Genomic DNA, 14,261 nt, shown 5'->3' with positions numbered 1-14,261 from the left:
ATGACATGGAGCCGCTTATGTCTTCTCTACGCTTATTACTCTCTGATTCCTTCGATCCCTGGTTTAATCTGGCGGTTGAAGAGTGCATTTTTCGTCAAATGCCGCCGACACAGCGCGTGCTGTTTCTCTGGCGTAACGCCGAAACGGTGGTTATAGGCCGTGCGCAGAATCCATGGAAAGAGTGTAATACGCGTCGGATGGAAGAAGACGGCATTAAGCTGGCACGGCGCAGCAGCGGCGGTGGCGCGGTGTTCCATGATTTGGGAAACACCTGTTTCACCTTTATGGCGGGCAAACCCGAATATGATAAAAGCGTTTCGACCCGCATTATTCTCAACGCGTTGTCAGCGCTTGGCGTAAAGGCCAGTGCTTCTGGTCGCAACGATCTGGTGGTGGAAACGACGGAAGGGAGTCGGAAAATCTCCGGTTCTGCCTACCGTGAAACCAAAGATCGCGGCTTTCATCATGGAACGTTACTGCTAAATGCAAATTTAAGTCGTCTGGCGGATTACTTAAATCCCGATATTAAAAAATTACAGGCTAAGGGAATTACATCCGTCCGTTCGCGGGTGGCGAATCTGGTTGAACTCTTGCCCGCTATCGATCACCACGGCGTGTGTCAGGCGATTATTCAGGCTTTTTTTGACTATTACGGCGAACGTTGTGCGCCTGAAATCATTTCCCCGGCGGCATTTCCCGATTTACCCGGTTTCAGTGAGCAGTTTGCCCGCCAAAGCAGTTGGGAATGGAATTTTGGGCAAGCGCCAGATTTCTCTCATTTATTAGATAACCGTTTTCCCTGGGGCGGTGTGGAATTACATTTTGACGTCGCGCGCGGTGTTATTAATCGGGCTCAGGTTTATACCGACAGTTTGAATCCGACGCCGCTTGAAACGCTGGCGGTTGAATTACCCGGCACGCTATACCGGCCAGAAAATATGGCTGAGATATGCCAGCAATTGATAAAAAAATTTCCTGAACAAGGTGAGGAATTGCAGCAACTGTCGGCGTGGATAGTAACAAGCATTCGCTAATCTCCCTTTTTCTCGTCTGGTTAAGCGGTTCAGAAACGGATAGGGGAAAGGTCAGGGTGGATAAGGTACTTTTTTTAATCTATAACTTAGTAATGATTTGTTTTAATATCGAGCTACTGGCCGGTTTTTTTATCACTGGCATGATGACTGAGCTTAAAAACGTTATTTATCGTTATCTACGGTTTCTATTTTCAGCTGATGGTCACAAGTCGTGATAGTTATCAATAAACTGGAACAACACCACTACTATTTTACTTTAAAAATACCTTATGCTTGTTCGGTTAGAAGTAGATTATGTCAGTGATTATGTTTTCTGGCCTATTTATAGCCTGGAAGGCAGGCTGGTTGCTGTCGAAATGATAAGTAGATTTAATAGTTCTTCAGGTAATCTGAGTATGCCGTCAGATATTCTGTTTACCCTATTAAATAGCATGCAACGCTATGATTTCATTAATGAACAAATTTCATTTATTCAGGGTAAAGCCAGTTGGTTTATTGATAATGATATCCTTTTAGTGCTTCGGGTTGATCACGCAGTCGTGGATCTATTTATGCAATCCGAGACGCTATGCCATTCTCTGCGGCGTTTTACCTTCATCCAGTTGGAAATTAATGAGTATTTCCCCGGTCTATCACAAGGGAAAGAAAACGCGGTGTTGGCCAAAATAAGCCAGGCGTTTTGTCTTTGGCTGGACAACTTCGGCGCCGGGAAAAGTAATCTGAAGCCTTTGCATGATGGGTTGCTGTGCGGGGTCAAATTGGATCAAAACTTTGTGGAGCATTTATTATCGCGTCCCCAAAATACGCTCATCATGGATCCCTTATTGAGAATAATTAAAAACTATTATCAAGATATCAACGTTATTGTTAAAGGTATCGGCACCGCCGAGTACTTTCATAAAGTTAAGAACTTAAATATTGATGCAGTACAAGGTGAGCTATGGCCTGCCGTTCATTTTGATGAACTAAGAAAAAAAATCGAACTCCCTTGAGGCTGCTTTTATCCGTTAATCTCTTCATTGTCACCAGGCGACAGCCCACAGGGTGACGGGCAGGATAGCCCGCCATAAAAAAACGCAGACGCGTTTTTCAAAACGAATATCCCTGTTTTCCCTCGGTGTTAATTCTCTTGCCGGCCATCTACACTTTCTTTTATAGGGGAGAAACTATGCCGAAAAGACCACAGTTCGTTAATCATTATTTTCAGCAGTTGCCGGGGTTTTACACTGCGCTTAAACCCACGCCGCTACAGGGGGCCCGTTTGCTCTATTACAGCGAGGGGCTGGCAAATGAACTGGGGCTCTCTCCTGAGTATTTTACTGCTGAGAAGAGCGCCATCTGGAGTGGCGAGATGCTGCTGCCGGGTATGGAGCCATTGGCTCAGGTTTATAGCGGACACCAGTTTGGTATGTGGGCCGGGCAGTTAGGTGATGGCCGCGGCATTCTGCTTGGTGAACAGCAACTGGCGGATGGGCGCACGCTGGACTGGCATCTTAAAGGGGCCGGCCTGACGCCTTATTCGCGTATGGGCGATGGCCGGGCGGTTTTACGCTCGGTCATCCGAGAGTTTCTGGCGTCTGAAGCGATGCACCATCTGGGTATTCCTACGACGCGCGCGCTAACCGTTGTCTCCAGTGAGCAGCTCGTACAGCGCGAACGGGAAGAACCGGGCGCGATGCTATTGCGCGTGGCGGAAAGCCATGTGCGCTTCGGCCATTTTGAGCATTTTTACTATCATCATGAACCAGATAAGGTCCGGCAGTTGGCGGATTACGTCATCGCGCGGCATTGGCCGCAGTGGCGGGATGACGCGCAACGTTACGCTTTATGGTTCGGTGACGTCGTCGAACGGACTGCGCGCCTGATGGCACAGTGGCAAGCGGTTGGTTTTGCCCATGGTGTAATGAATACGGACAATATGTCGATCCTTGGTTTGACGATAGACTACGGTCCATATGGTTTTCTGGATGACTATCAGCCCGATTATATCTGCAATCATTCCGACCATCAGGGCCGCTATGCCTTCGATAACCAGCCGGCTGTTGGACTATGGAATCTCCATCGTCTGGCTCAGGCGCTGTCAGGATTGATGAGTACCGAAGTGCTGGAGAAGGCGTTGGCGCGCTATGAGCCGGCGTTAATGCGGCAGTATGGTTCGCTGATGCGCGCCAAATTGGGACTGTTTACCGCCGACGCTCAGGATAATGACATTCTGGTAGGGTTACTGCGGTTGATGCAACAAGAGCGGCGCGATTATACCCGCACCTTCCGGCTATTGGCGGAGAGTGAGAAGCATGCGGCGCTTTCGCCTTTGCGGGATGAGTTTATCGATCGTCAGGCGTTTGACCAGTGGTTTAGCGCCTATCGCAAACGGCTGATGCAGGAAGAACAGAGTGATGCCGAGCGGCAACAAAGCATGAAATCGGCCAATCCAAAATATATTCTGCGCAACTATCTGGCTCAGAACGCCATTGACCGAGCGGAAAAAGAGGATATCAGCGTGCTGGCGCGTTTGCATCAGGCGCTGTGCCGTCCTTATGACGATATACCTGAGATGGACGATCTGGCGGCGTTACCGCCAGAGTGGGGCAAACATCTGGAAATATCCTGCTCCAGCTGAGGCTGAGTGCCGACGCCTACTGACGCAGGTAAACCTGCGGAATGGGATATTCAGGGTGTGGGCTGACGCTGAGATCGGCCTGATACCAATGGGTGAGCACATCGGCCCGCAGCACTTGCTCTGGTGTCCCTTGCGCAACCAGTTCACCTTCATGCAACAGCAGAATTCTGTCGGCATACAGCGCAGCCAGGTTAAGATCGTGCAGGACGCAGCACACGGCCAACGGCTGCTGGCGGGTCAGTTGTTTCAGCAACCGCAACAGATGCTGCTGATGATATAAATCCAATGCTGAAGTGGGTTCGTCCAAAAACAGCCAACCGGGCGTTGGCTGCGGGTGCCAGAGCTGCGCCAGCACGCGGGCCAACTGAACGCGCTGCTGTTCGCCGCCGGACAGATGGCGGTAATCCCGGGTTGCCAGCGTCAGACAGCCGGTTTGTTCCATCACCCGCCGGACCACCGTTTCGTTGTGCTGAGCACGTCCATGAGGCGCGCGTCCCATCGAGACAACATCCTGAACGCTGAAGGCAAATGCCATTCCACTGTGCTGCCGCATCACTGCGCGGGTTCTCGCCAGCGCATTGGGTTGCCATTGCGCAAAGTATTTTCCTGCCAACAGACACTCCCCCTGCTGAGGTGTCAAATAGCCGGTTAAGAGCCGCAGCAGCGTCGATTTTCCTGCCCCGTTGGGGCCGATAATCGCCACAATTTCACCACAGTTGACCTCAAGGGAAACATCCTTTGTCAGGTAGCGTTCACCGGTGTGAAAACTGAGGTGGCGCGCAATCATCGACGTTTCGGGAGTGGCGGGATTACTCATTTCCGCGTCCTTTATGCTGAACGATCAGCCATAAGAAGTAGGGGCCGCCAATCAGACTGCTTAACAAACCGACGGGCAATTCCGCCGGAGACAGTATCGTCCGGGCCAGCGTATCGGCGACCAGCAGCAGGCAGGCTCCGCCCAGCGCGGAACCCGGTATCAACCAGCGGTGATCGGCGCCCAAATGCATTCGGATCAGATGTGGAATAACCAATCCGATAAAGCTGATGACACCACTGACGGCAACGGCGACGCCGACCAACAGAGAGCTTAACAGCAGCAGCATGTGCTTGGTGCGCTTCACGTTGACGCCAAGATAATGCGCTTCCTCATCCCCCAGCTGTAACAGATTCAAAAGACGAGCCTGATACAACGTTATGATAATGGCTGGAATGACCAGCGTGCCGGCGACTAATAGCATCGGCCATTGCGCTTGCCCCAGGCTGCCCATCCCCCACAGAGAGAACTGGCGTAACTGCTGATCGGTACTGATGTAGGTCAGAACCCCGATGGATGCCATACATAACGCGTTAAGGGCGATACCTGCCAGTAACAGACGCGTGACGCCGCCCTGCCCGGAACGATTAAGGATGAAAATAATCGCGGTAATCGCCAGACTGCCGACAAAAGCGGCCAGCATGGGGCTATAAAGCGCCAGCAGCGGGGGCAAACCCAGCGGCAGCACGATGGTCAGCGCAACGCACAGCGCTGCGCCGCTGCTGATCCCCAGCAGGCCGGGATCGGCCAGTGGGTTACGAAACAGTCCCTGCATGATGGCCCCGGAACAGGCCAACGCACAGCCGACCAGCACGGCCAGCAACACGCGGGGAATACGGATATTCAGCCAGATATGCCAGAGCGGATCGTCAAATGGCGTCTGCCACAGTGTTTTAAATGACAGGGTCAGCGCGCCCAGATTCGACGCCCCGACCATCAGTATCAACAACAATAGCAGTAATGCAGTCAGCCAATAACGCGGATGAAACCGTTGTATCATTTGATTTTTTCTGCCGTCTGACGCAGCGTCGCCATCAGTGCCGGCGTTTCCAGCGTAAAGCCAAGCAGCGCCATGTCATCGACGACCAGCAGACGGTTGTTTTTACCCGCAGGAGTCAGGGCCAGTCCGGGTAATTTCCAGATCTGCGCTTCCCCGCCCAGACTTTTTAGTCCCTGGCTGGAGATCAGTATCAGGTCTGGCGCGCTGGCGATCACGCCTTCCTGCGAGAGCGGCTGATAGCGTTGTACGCCCTGCATGGCGTTTTTCAAGCCGACGCTACGGATGATGGTATCCGCAGGCGTATTCTGTCCGGCTGCCATGGCAGTCATACCGCCGTGGCTGAGAACAAACAGGACGTTAACCGGCAAGGGCGTTTTGGCGATGGCCGCCAGTTGTTGCTGGTACGCTTCTGCCAGCTTTTTGCCCTCGTCCTCTTTATGCAACGCTTGTGAAATGACACTGATTTTCTGCGGTACGGTTTCCAGTGCCGGCGTGGCCGGCACCTGAATAACCTGCGTGCCGCTTTCAGCAACCTGCTGTAACACCAGTGAAGGTTGGGATAGCTCGCTGGCAATCACCAGTGACGGTTTCATGGTCAGGATGCCTTCGGTATTGAGCTGGCGCATGTAGCCGACATCCGGTAATGCCGTAGCGGCATCGGGATGCAGGCTGGTGCTATCGCGGGCAACCAGATCTTTTTCCGCGCCCAGCGCATAAATAATCTCGGTGACATCACCGCCGATGGACACAAGACGTTCAGCGGCTGACGCACCCAGCGGCAGCGCGATTAGTAACGGGAATAGCCAGTTTTTCATGCGGCCAGCTCCTTGAGTGGTTTCAACGCGCTAATCTGGTCGCGCCACTGCTGTTGTTCCGGTGTTCCTTCGGTACGTTGTCCAAACAGTTGGGCAATCTGCGTGCCGTCAGCGGCATACAGTTCCAGACTGGTGACGATACCGTCAGCCGTCGGCTTGCGGGTGACCCAACTTTCGGCAATGGCGTTTTCAATCAGATGCAGGGTGAAATCCTGATTAAAGATATTAATCCATTCGGCGTGTTGTTCCATGCGTTCAACGCGTTCGATCTTGCCGGTAAAAATCTGCACACAGCCACGATTACCCACAAATACCATGATTTCGTTCTGATCTTCACGGGCGGTAAACAAAATTTGTGACAGCGCGTCGTTATCAACCCGGTAGGCCAAATCATCACTGACGGCGCGGAAAGCCTGCTGACGAGTGAGGTTATAGCGTTTCAACAGAATAAAGAATTGATGCACATCGGTCATTGCCCGCCAGTCCGCTTCAAACTGCGGATTCGCCTCTGCGGAGGCGCTGGCTGCCGGTTCGCCCGCCAGCGGACGAACCGGCAGTGCAGGGTTTTCTGCGTGGGCGAACTTATCGACAAACTGCTGCCAGGCTTGCATATCGGTGGTATCCGTGGTGTAGACCTTCAGGATGGCGTCACCCTGATGATCAAAGAACTGAATGCTTTGACGTTCACCGCGTGGCGTCGTTTCACGTAATGCGAAAGCGGAGGCCCATTGGTGCAGGAACAAACGCAAATCCAGTCCGCGTGGATTCAGAATCAGGCCGGCGTGACCATCCAGCGATTGATTCTGGTAATCACCAACATGCTCATGTACCGCATAATTGTTACGAGTGATCGACTTGGTATTACCAACCTGTTCCAGTGCGTTCAGCCAGCTTTTGGCATCACCTTGTAAGCGTTGGGCATCGTGTCCGACACGCGCGTGCGTCAGTTCTGCTTCACTGATGCCGAGCAGATCTGCCAGATCGCGGGCGTATTTACGTGGGTGGGCGATTTTAGCCTGGAGGTATTGCTGGTAAATTGAAGTCTGCATCTCGCTTCCTTATCCTTTATCTCGATACTGCTAGGGATTAATGAGAATCATTTTCATGTAACAAAAACGTTACATCAAGTGAAATTTTCTTAATACGCGTGCGCGGCGTGCAGCGATCGTGCGTTTTGCTACGACAATAATGCAGAAGAACGGCGGATGAGGGGGGCTACTGGAGCGTCGTCATGGAGCGGACGTATTTTTGCACAAGGACGTTCAGCATGAGAGTCATGCGCTGAACCGTTACGCCTGCGTACCGGGGGAAAAAGCGGTTCAAGCCCAACTGGTGAACACGCCCCATCAATGGCGTCTTGTCGGGCCTGCGGATGGGGCGCTGGGTTGCGCGGCGAGCGTTCGCTCAGACTGCGCGGAAGCGCGTATCGACGGCCTCTGCCAGCCGTTCGAGCATGGTCTCCGTATCCTGCCAACCCAGACAAGGATCGGTGATGGATTGCCCATAGGTCAGCGCTTGCGGCGTATTTATTGGCTGGTTGCCTTCGATCAGAAAGCTTTCTGCCATGATGCCGGCAATGGAGCGTGAACCGGAGCGGATTTGCTGACAAACATTGTCCGCAACCTCCATCTGGCGGCGATGCTGTTTCTGGCAGTTACCATGACTGAAATCGATGACCAAATGTTCAGGCAATGAAAACTCACGCAGGTGCGCACAGGCATCGGCAATATCGTCAGCGTGATAATTGGGCTTTTTGCCACCGCGCATAATCACGTGACCAAACGGATTGCCTTGCGTTTGGTAAACCGTCATCTGTCCCTGTTTGTCGGGCGAAAGGAACATATGCTGCGCCCGCGCCGCCCGAATGGCGTCAATCGCGATACGCGTATTGCCATCGGTGCCATTTTTAAAGCCGACGGGGCAGGACAGCGCGGAAGCCATTTCGCGGTGGATTTGGCTTTCCGTTGTTCGGGCGCCAATCGCTCCCCAGCTAATCAGATCGGAAATGTACTGGCCGGTCACCATATCCAGAAATTCGGTGGCCGTCGGCAGTTGCAGTGCGTTGACGTCCAGCAGCAAACGTCTGGCCCGTTCCAGTCCTTCATTCACCTGAAAGGAGCCATTTAGCGCCGGGTCTGCAATCATACCTTTCCAACCTACGACGGTTCGCGGTTTTTCAAAGTAAGTACGCATCACGATTTCCAGCCGATCCTGATAACGGACGCGCATTTCAGCCAGCCGATGGGCATAGTCCAGGGCGCTGGGAATGTCGTGAATAGAGCAGGGGCCAATAATAACCAGTAAACGGGGATCCTGGCCGGTAAGAATGTCTTCAATACTTTTTCGCGACAGCGTCACGGTTTCGGCAATGGCGGGCAAAAGGGGTAATTTGGTTATCAGCGCGAGTGGCGTAACCAAACTATCGATGCGCCTGCTTCGCAGTTCATCTGTTTGATACATATTGTGTCTCTAAGCATTTCAAGCCGAGAGCCTATCACCCGAGACGATGCCGTATGCCTGTGAACGCATTAGTTGTGTTCATAAAAGACAATAACGCGATAAAAATCATAACGTTATAAATGCAAAGCGAACGCTGCGAACAACGTTCAAAAACACATCAGGCGTTTTTGAACGCAGAAATAACCGGTGGCGCGGATGAAACGTTACGGTGACCGTTCGCCATTCGTCTCATCATGTATGCCTTCGTTGCTGTGTGTCGTCTTTGCCCAATGAGCATAAAGTCTATCGGGATAGGGATCTCGACTAAATTGGTTTCTTCTCAACGGCGAAATACCGGGAAGTGATGAGACTTACAATAAACTAAACGGCGTGCATTTCAACCGCGTGACGATAAAAAATCGCCTGGAGCGATTTTCAACGTCGCTTGCGACGGCCCGCAAGGGGGGCGGGCAGGGATAGCCAGCCATAAAAATATATTATGTACTAGTACATTCTTCGACTCATGCCCAGCGTGTCGATGATTTTGGCGGAGATTTCCTCAACAGAATAATTGGTCGTATTGATGTATTTAATCTGGTGTTTGCGATAAAGGGCTTCGACTTCGCTAAGCTCCATTCGACATTGACGTAAAGACGCATAGCGACTGTTTCCCCGGCGCTCTTCGCGGATCGCCGCCAGACGTTCGGCATCAATTGTCAGACCGAAAAGCTTGTGCTGGAAAGGTTTCAACGCGTCGGGTAAATGCAGGTTATCCATATCATCGGCGATAAACGGATAATTTGCGGCGCGAATACCGAATTGCATCGCCAGATAAAGGCTTGTCGGCGTTTTGCCACAGCGGGATACGCCGAGCAGAATAACCTGAGCCTGATCGAGATTGCGCAGTGAAATACCGTCATCATGGGCCAGCGTGTAGTCGATGGCGGCGATACGCGCTTCATATTTACCCAGATTGTTGGCGGTCAACCCATGGGTTCTGTTCGCCACATGCGTTGGCGAAATGTTTAACTCTTTTTGCAAAGGGGTAACCAGTGCTTGCACAATATCCTGACAAAATCCCTCGCTGCCGATAATAATGTCACGCACGGTGGGGGTGACAATGGAATAGAAAACCAGCGGGCGTAAGCCGCTCTGCCGGTAGGACAGATTGATCTGTTCACACACGGCTTTGGCGCGTGTTTCGTTTTCAACAAAGGGCAAAGTGTAGCTCACGGTATCCACCGGAAATTGTGATAGCACCGCATGACCAAGCACTTCCGCCGTGATCGCCGTACCGTCGGAGATATAAAACACGCTTCTTTCCACCTGAACTCCTTATTGCGTTTTCTTCAATAAAAACAAATCAACCTCGTCAAAAATTGCGTTTTCAGAATGCTTTTATTAAAACGCTATTTCATTATCCTTATGAAAAGGATACCAAACTTTTACGATATTGGATTTTTGCATCGTTAAGCAATACTTGGCGATGAAATCAGTTTTTTTTCGTAGGTTGATCGATTCACCTGTCCATGCTTTATAAAACGCTATGCTACCCTGATTAGGTTGAAACTCATTTTCAACCGAACTCTTTCATACCCTAACTGTATGCAGAAAGGATTATTTTCGATGTCCAATAACGGCCCTGATTTGCGTAATGTCCTCTGGTATAACCAGCTTGGTATGCACGACGTTGAGCGGGTGGGTGGCAAAAATGCCTCCCTGGGTGAGATGATCACCAACCTTTCAGAACTGGGCGTAGCCGTCCCGAATGGTTTTGCGACAACAGCACAGGCGTTTAATGATTTTCTTAATCAAAGCGGTATCAATCAGCGTATTTACGAATTGTTGGATCGCACGGATATTGACGATGTGAATCAACTGGCGAAAGCCGGTACGCAAATTCGTCAGTGGATTATTGATACGCCTTTCCAGCCGGCGCTTGAAGAGGCGATTCGTGATGCGTACCAGCAACTGGCCGACGGTGAGAAAGATGCGTCGTTTGCCGTGCGTTCTTCTGCAACCGCGGAGGATATGCCGGATGCGTCGTTTGCCGGGCAACAGGAAACTTTCCTGAACGTTCAGGGTATCGATGCGGTGATGATCGCGGTAAAGCATGTGTTTGCCTCTCTGTTTAACGATCGTGCCATTTCCTACCGTGTGCATCAGGGATATGACCATCGCGGCGTGGCGTTGTCGGCTGGCGTTCAGCGCATGGTGCGTTCCGATCTGGCGGCGGCCGGCGTCATGTTCACCATTGATACGGAGTCCGGTTTCGATCAGGTGGTATTCATTACCTCGGCCTATGGCTTGGGTGAGATGGTGGTGCAGGGCGCCGTTAACCCTGATGAGTTTTATGTGCATAAACCCACGCTACTCAATGACAAGCCCGCGATTGTCCGTCGCAACATGGGGTCGAAAAAAATTCGGATGGTGTACGCTGCCAGTCAGGAACATGGCAAGCAGGTGCGTATCGAAGATGTTCCCGATCAGCAACGTACACGCTTCAGTCTGACGGATGACGAAGTGCAGGCGTTGGCGCGTCAGGCGCTGTTGATCGAGAAGCACTACGGTCGTCCGATGGATATCGAATGGGCAAAGGATGGTCATACGGGCAAGCTGTACATTGTTCAGGCGCGTCCGGAAACCGTCCGCTCCAATGGTCAGGTGATGGAGCGTTATCATCTGCCAGCCAGTGGTGACGTGCTGGTAGAAGGACGCGCTATCGGCCACCGTATTGGCGCCGGTGAAGTTAAAGTGATTCAGAACATCAGCGAGATGCATCTGATCAATGCGGGCGATGTGCTGGTTACGGACATGACCGACCCGGACTGGGAGCCGATCATGAAAAAAGCGGCCGCCATTGTCACCAATCGTGGCGGGCGCACCTGTCATGCGGCCATTATTGCCCGTGAGCTGGGCATTCCTGCCGTTGTTGGGTGCGGCGATGCGACCGAACGGCTGCATAACGGACAGAAAGTGACCGTTTCCTGTGCCGAGGGCGATACCGGCTACGTTTATCATGACCTGCTGGATTTCACCGTGAAGAGTTCTCAGATCGATGAAATGCCGGATTTACCGCTGAAAATCATGATGAACGTCGGCAATCCCGATCGGGCGTTTGATTTCGCCTGTCTGCCGAACGATGGCGTCGGGCTGGCCCGACTGGAGTTCATCATCAACCGCATGATTGGCGTGCATCCGCGTGCGCTGTTGGAGTTCGATCAGCAAACGCCGGAGCTACAGCGTGAAATCAAGGCGCTGATGAATGGCTATGACGATCCGGTTGAGTTCTATGTCGGCCGTTTGACGGAAGGTATTGCAACGCTGGCCGCGGCGTTCTCGCCAAAACGGGTGATCGTGCGTTTATCCGATTTTAAATCGAACGAGTACGCCAACCTGCTGGGCGGCGAGCGTTATGAACCGGAAGAAGAAAACCCTATGCTGGGCTTCCGTGGCGCGGGTCGCTATGTATCCCCGGACTTCAAAGCGTGTTTTGCGCTGGAGTGTGCGGCGGTAAAACGCGTGCGTAATGATATGGGTTTGAAAAACGTGGAGATCATGATCCCGTTTGTTCGTACAGTCGCGCAGGCGGACGCGGTAATCGAAGAGCTGGCTCACCAGGGGTTACGCCGCGGCGAGGATGGCCTGAAAATTATCATGATGTGCGAGATCCCATCCAATGCGCTATTGGCGGAGGAATTCCTGCAACATTTCGATGGCTTCTCTATTGGCTCAAACGACATGACCCAGTTGGCGCTGGGGCTGGACCGGGACTCAGGCGTCGTCTCTGCGCTGTTTGATGAGCGCAATGATGCGGTTAAGGCACTGCTGTCAATGGCGATCACCGCGGCCAAAAAACAGGGGAAATACGTTGGCATCTGTGGTCAGGGGCCTTCGGATCATGAGGATTTCGCCATTTGGTTGATGGAGCAGGGGATTGATAGCCTGTCTCTGAACCCGGATACCGTGGTGCAAACCTGGCTGAATCTGGCTGAACATCAGTAATCATTCTCTCCCAACCTCCCTCTGGTAAGAGGGAGGACTCTTACTCCCTACTGGGTAATGAGAAAAGATTTGAACTGTGGCGTCATGATGGCGCTGAAGCCTTTATCTGTTCTGGTGATTAAATAAACCGCCAGTCCTTGTTGTTCCGCCAGTTTTAACGCTTTTTCCGTACCCAGAACCATCAACCCGGTATCCCAACCGTCAGCTTCCAGCGCCGTCGGCGCGATAACCGTGACGGAAACCAACTGGTGCGTAATGGGGCGACCCGTAGTAGGGTCGATAACATGGGAATAACGTTTGCCATCCTGCTCAAAGTAATTACGGTAGCTGCCGGAAGTACTGATAGAATAGCCCTGTAAATCCACGGCTGCCTGCATGGCGTTTTCCTGATCGGTCGGCTTCTGGATGGCCACTCGCCACGGTTTACCTTCCGAATTCACTCCGCGGCTGGAAATGGCGCCGCCCACTGAAACGAGATAGTTGGTAATACCTTTGCGCGCCATTAATTGCGCCAGCACATCCGCCCCGTAGCCCTCACCCAGCGTGGAGAGATCGACATATAAATCGGGCAGATCTTTTTGAATCCATTCCCCGCGTGAGTCGCTCAGTAACTTCAGGTGGCTCAATCCCACTTTTTGCTTCGCCAGATCAATTTGTTGCTGAGATGGGATTGTCACCGGTTGCTTTTGTGGACCGAATCCCCACAAATTTACCAGCGGACCAACGGTAATATTCATCGCTTCATCCGTTGCTCTGCCGATACGTTGCGCCGCCAAAATAATATCCGCCATGCCATTGCTGATGGGCTGGGGATCTGTGCCCCGATATTGATTGAACCGTGACAACGTTGAATGCTCACGGTAGGTAGAAATTTCATCATTGGCCTGCTCCAGCAGACGATCAATTTCCTGCTGCAATTGCGCTTTATCTTCTGTCAATTCTCCGCTGATTTTTACACTGTAGAAGGTGCCCATCGTTTTACCCTCAATGGTCAGCAGAGGACGTGGCGGGGTATGGGTTGCATTATCACAGGCGGTAAGCAGGCTGAACAGGCAGCCCAGAATTAATCCCTTAATGGCGAGCTTGGTCATGAAAAAACTCCCGGAAATGAAGCATGCGCGATAACCAATAGATTTCAATGTGCAGGAAAACGACGCCGCTGAAACTCGAATTATTCAGGGTATAACCAATAAAGCAAAGCGGCTGAAATGCAAATAGCAGATTAACAAAAACAGGATTAACCGCAATTTATGGTGAAAAATGTCCGGCGAAACGGTCATCAATAGTACACTTTGCGGGCATAGAGAAGAAAATGGATGTCTGTTCGCTGGATAAAAAAAAGCCCATCTCAGGGGATGGGCAAAGACTACACACAGCAATTCGTTACTAACTCTGACGAGGAGGAAACCTCATTGACAAACAGTAGGTTAAAAACTAGCTCCGATATTCATGCTAGGGATTATGCCCTATTTAGTCATTAAGAATCATCCTAATGGTTAATTATTTTTTAAGATTGCTCAATACACGGTGGGCT

11 protein-coding genes and 1 other RNA gene are annotated in these 14,261 nt (G+C 51.8%); 4 read left to right on the top strand and 8 right to left on the bottom strand.

Features of this window, described 5'->3' with window-relative positions; genetic code table 11:
* Positions 1–17: 17 nt before the first annotated feature.
* From lplA to B4923_RS04405, 3 genes are all read left to right on the top strand, one after another.
* A complete protein-coding gene (gene lplA, locus B4923_RS04415) occupies positions 18–1,034 on the top strand; it encodes a lipoate--protein ligase (protein WP_109053162.1) in 1,017 nt (338 codons plus the stop codon).
* A 269-nt stretch (positions 1,035–1,303) separates the two neighbouring features.
* On the top strand, positions 1,304–2,026 hold the full coding sequence (locus B4923_RS04410) for an EAL domain-containing protein (protein ID WP_109053161.1): 723 nt from the start codon (positions 1,304–1,306) through the stop codon (positions 2,024–2,026).
* Between the two features lie 176 nt (positions 2,027–2,202).
* Positions 2,203–3,654 carry a protein adenylyltransferase SelO gene (locus tag B4923_RS04405; protein WP_109053160.1) on the top strand — a complete coding sequence of 484 codons (1,452 nt, stop codon included), beginning with the start codon at positions 2,203–2,205 and terminating at the stop codon, positions 3,652–3,654.
* A gap of 16 nt (positions 3,655–3,670) precedes the next feature.
* Here B4923_RS04405 and B4923_RS04400 read toward each other — a convergent pair whose 3' ends face one another.
* From B4923_RS04400 to ppsR, 6 genes are all read right to left on the bottom strand, one after another.
* Entirely contained in the window at positions 3,671–4,471 is an 801-nt protein-coding gene (locus B4923_RS04400; RefSeq protein WP_109053159.1) for a heme ABC transporter ATP-binding protein, read from the bottom strand.
* Entirely contained in the window at positions 4,464–5,468 is a 1,005-nt protein-coding gene (locus B4923_RS04395) for a FecCD family ABC transporter permease (RefSeq protein ID WP_109053158.1), read from the bottom strand. Before B4923_RS04395 ends, B4923_RS04400 begins: the two co-directional genes overlap by 8 nt.
* A complete protein-coding gene (locus tag B4923_RS04390) occupies positions 5,465–6,283 on the bottom strand; it encodes a heme/hemin ABC transporter substrate-binding protein (RefSeq protein WP_109053157.1) in 819 nt (272 codons plus the stop codon). The genes B4923_RS04395 and B4923_RS04390 overlap by 4 nt, the downstream gene beginning before the upstream one ends.
* Positions 6,280–7,332, bottom strand: a complete 1,053-nt coding sequence (locus tag B4923_RS04385; RefSeq protein ID WP_109053156.1) for a hemin-degrading factor — start codon at positions 7,330–7,332, stop codon at positions 6,280–6,282. Before B4923_RS04385 ends, B4923_RS04390 begins: the two co-directional genes overlap by 4 nt.
* Before the next feature lie 355 nt (positions 7,333–7,687).
* A complete protein-coding gene (locus B4923_RS04375; RefSeq protein WP_109053155.1) occupies positions 7,688–8,743 on the bottom strand; it encodes a 3-deoxy-7-phosphoheptulonate synthase in 1,056 nt (351 codons plus the stop codon).
* Between the two features lie 483 nt (positions 8,744–9,226).
* On the bottom strand, positions 9,227–10,048 hold the full coding sequence (ppsR, locus tag B4923_RS04370) for a posphoenolpyruvate synthetase regulatory kinase/phosphorylase PpsR (RefSeq protein WP_109053154.1): 822 nt from the start codon (positions 10,046–10,048) through the stop codon (positions 9,227–9,229).
* A gap of 300 nt (positions 10,049–10,348) precedes the next feature.
* Between ppsR and ppsA the strand changes: the two genes are divergently transcribed.
* A complete protein-coding gene (ppsA, locus tag B4923_RS04365) occupies positions 10,349–12,727 on the top strand; it encodes a phosphoenolpyruvate synthase (RefSeq protein WP_109053153.1) in 2,379 nt (792 codons plus the stop codon).
* A 47-nt stretch (positions 12,728–12,774) separates the two neighbouring features.
* Here the strand turns inward: ppsA and apbE are convergent, their stop codons facing one another.
* Together apbE and rprA are read right to left on the bottom strand one after the other, a co-directional pair.
* The gene (gene apbE / locus B4923_RS04360) at positions 12,775–13,818 is read right to left on the bottom strand and encodes an FAD:protein FMN transferase ApbE (protein ID WP_109053152.1); all 1,044 of its coding nucleotides are present in this window, start codon (positions 13,816–13,818) and stop codon (positions 12,775–12,777) included.
* Positions 13,819–14,058: 240 nt separating this feature from the next.
* An RNA gene (rprA, locus tag B4923_RS04355) (antisense sRNA RprA) lies at positions 14,059–14,171 on the bottom strand.
* Positions 14,172–14,261 lie beyond the last annotated feature (90 nt).

This window comes from Brenneria roseae subsp. americana, assembly GCF_003115815.1.
Lineage (GTDB): Bacteria > Pseudomonadota > Gammaproteobacteria > Enterobacterales > Enterobacteriaceae > Brenneria > Brenneria roseae.
Note: the sequence above shows the minus strand (reverse complement) of the source record. Positions and strands in the feature narration are given on the sequence as shown.